We start from the raw sequence: 2,879 nt of genomic DNA, 5'->3' as shown, positions 1-2,879 counted from the left end.
CCAAACCACCGAGCGCTACCGCGCCCCGGCCAACGCCGTAGAAGAAATCCTGGCCGGCATCTACGCCCAAGTACTGGGCATCGAACGCGTCGGCGTCGACGAATCCTTCTTCGAACTCGGCGGGGACTCGCTGTCCGCGATGCGCCTGGTTGCCACCGCCAACAGCGGTCTGGATGCGGGCTTGGGCGTGCGCGACGTGTTCGAGGCACCCACCGTCGCCCAGCTGGCCCCCCGCATCGGTGCGGATGGGGAGCCGCACGCACCGATTCGTCGCGTGGAGCGCCCGTCGGTGATTCCGCTCTCTTATGCGCAGAATCGGCTGTGGTTCATCGACCAGCTGCAGGGTCCCTCGCCGATGTACAACATGGCGACCGCACTGCGACTTCACGGGCGCATCGATACCGACGCTCTAGCCCAAGCGCTTGCCGACGTGGTCGATCGCCATGAGAGCCTGCGGACACGGTTCCACGCATCAGAAGGGCTGCCCCAGCAACGGGTTGTCCCGAGTGAGGAGGCTGATTTCGGCTGGCGGATCGTCGACGCCAGTGGTTGGTCGCCCGCCCGGCTCGGCGAGGTCATCGACGAGGTCGCGCGGCACCCGTTCGACCTGGCGACCGAAATTCCCATACGAGCAGGACTTCTGCGCATCACCGACGATGAGCATGTGCTGGTGGCGGTGGTGCATCACGTCGCCGCCGATGGTTGGTCGGTCGCTCCGTTGGTTCGCGATCTGGGTACGGCCTATGCGAGTAGGTGCGAGGGACACGCCCCGAACTGGGCGGAGCTCCCCGTGCAGTATGCCGATTACACGCTGTGGCAGCGTGAACAGCTGGGTGATCTCGACGACCCGCACAGCGCGATCGCGGCGCAGGTCGGCTACTGGGAGCGGGCCCTGGCGGGGATGCCCGAACGCATCGAGTTACCGACCGATCGGCCTTATCCGATGGTTGCGGATCAGGACGGTGCGCACGTAGCGGTGAACTGGCCGGCCGAGGTCCAGCAACAGGTCGCTCAGGTGGCGCGCGCACATAACGCGACCAGTTTCATGGTGATGCAAGCGGCGCTGGCAGTGCTGTTGTCGCGAATGAGCGGCAGTGCCGATGTGGGCGTTGGGTTCCCGGTCGCCGGACGGAACGATCCCGCGCTCGATGAGTTGGTCGGCTTCTTCGTCAACACGCTGGTGCTGCGCGTCGAACTGGTCGGTGATCCGACCGTGGCCGAGGTGCTGCAACAAGTACGGACACGCAGTCTGGCCGCCTACGAACACCAGGATGTGCCCTTCGAGGTGCTGGTTGAGCGGCTGAACCCGACACGTGGCCTCGCCCACCACCCGTTGATCCAGGTCATGTTGGCCTGGCAGAACAATCAGCCCGCTGAGGTCGCCCTTGGCGATCTCCAAGCCACGCCGATGCCGGTCGACACTCACACCGCGCGTATGGATCTGGCATTCAACCTGACCGAGCGATGGAGCGAGGACGGGACACCGGCAGGCATCGGCGGAGAGGTGCAATTCCGCACCGATGTATTCGATGCCGGCTCTATCGAGGCCCTGATCGAGCGGCTCCAGCGGGTACTGGTGGCGATGACCGCCGATCCGACTCGGCGGCTTTCGTCCATGGCCGTGTTGAGTGCGAACGAACTCGACTACCTCTACGAGTGCGGCAATCGAGAGGTGCTGAGCGAAACGGTCGACATGCCGTTGTCCGTGCCGGCTCTGTTCGCGCAACAGGTCATTCGAACACCTGATACGACGGCGCTGACGTCTTCTGGCCGTTCACTGACCTACCGCGAGCTGGATGCGGTCTCGGATCGGTTGGCGCGGTTGCTCGTCGCGCATGGTGTCGGCCCGGGTCATTCGGTGGGTCTGTTGCTGCCGCGTTCGGCCGAAGCCGTAGTAGCGATGCTGGGGGTCCTCAAGGCCGGGGCGTCCTACGTACCGATCGACGCGAAAGTTCCTGCGGCGCGGCTCGAGTTCGTGTTGGATGATGCCGTACCGGTGGCAACGATCACCACTGCAGCCTTGCGGTCGCGGCTGGACGGCTATGGCGGGCGGGTCATCGACGTCGATGATGTCGGTGACGGTGCCAGCGATACCGCGCTGGATCCAGCAATGCCGGTGACTGCGCCAGATGAGATCGCCTACATCATCTACACCTCGGGCACGACCGGTGTGCCGAAGGGTGTGGCGATCACCCATCGCAATGTGACGCAGTTGTTGGCCAGCCTGGATGCCGGATTACCGGCGTCGGGTGTATGGCCGCTCTGCCATTCGCTGGCTTTCGATGTTTCGGTGTGGGAGATCTTCGGGGCGTTGCTCCGCGGTGGGCGGCTGGTGGTGGTGCCAGAAGAGATCTCTGCCTCGCCGGAGGACTTCCAGGAGGTGTTGGTCGGCGAGGGGGTCAGTGTGCTGACCCAGACGCCCTCCGCAGTCAGAATGCTTTCTCCGGAGCGGTTGGGGTCGACGGCGTTGGTAATGGCCGGGGAGGCGTGTCCGCCGGAGGTGGTGGATCGGTGGGCGCCGGGGCGGGTGATGCTCAACGCCTACGGCCCAACCGAAACGACCATGTGCGTTGCGATCAGCGCGCCGCTGAGGCCGGGGTCGGGCGCTCCGATCGGTTCGCCGGTGGCTGGTGCGGCGTTGTTCGTCCTTGATGCGTGGTTGCGGCCGGTGCCGTTGGGCGTGGTCGGCGAGTTGTACGTGGCCGGCGCCGGTGTGGGACTGGGCTATATCGGTCGCGCCGGGTTGACTGGGTCGCGGTTTGTGGCGTGTCCGTTTGGTGGTGTGGGTTCGCGGATGTATCGCACCGGGGATCTGGTGCGGTGGGGTGCTGATGGGCAGTTGCAGTACCTGGGGCGTGCTGATGAGCAGGTCAAGATTC

Annotated in this window: 1 protein-coding gene; it reads left to right on the top strand. The window is 65.2% G+C overall.

Annotated features, from left to right (window positions below; translation table 11 throughout):
• On the top strand, positions 1–2,879 hold a 2,879-nt coding region (locus AAHH99_RS24880; RefSeq protein ID WP_418771132.1), incomplete at both ends, for an amino acid adenylation domain-containing protein.

Source organism: Mycobacterium neumannii, assembly GCF_048452905.1.
GTDB classification, from domain to species: Bacteria; Actinomycetota; Actinomycetes; order Mycobacteriales; family Mycobacteriaceae; genus Mycobacterium; species Mycobacterium neumannii_B.
This window is presented reverse-complemented; position numbering and strand designations above follow the sequence as displayed.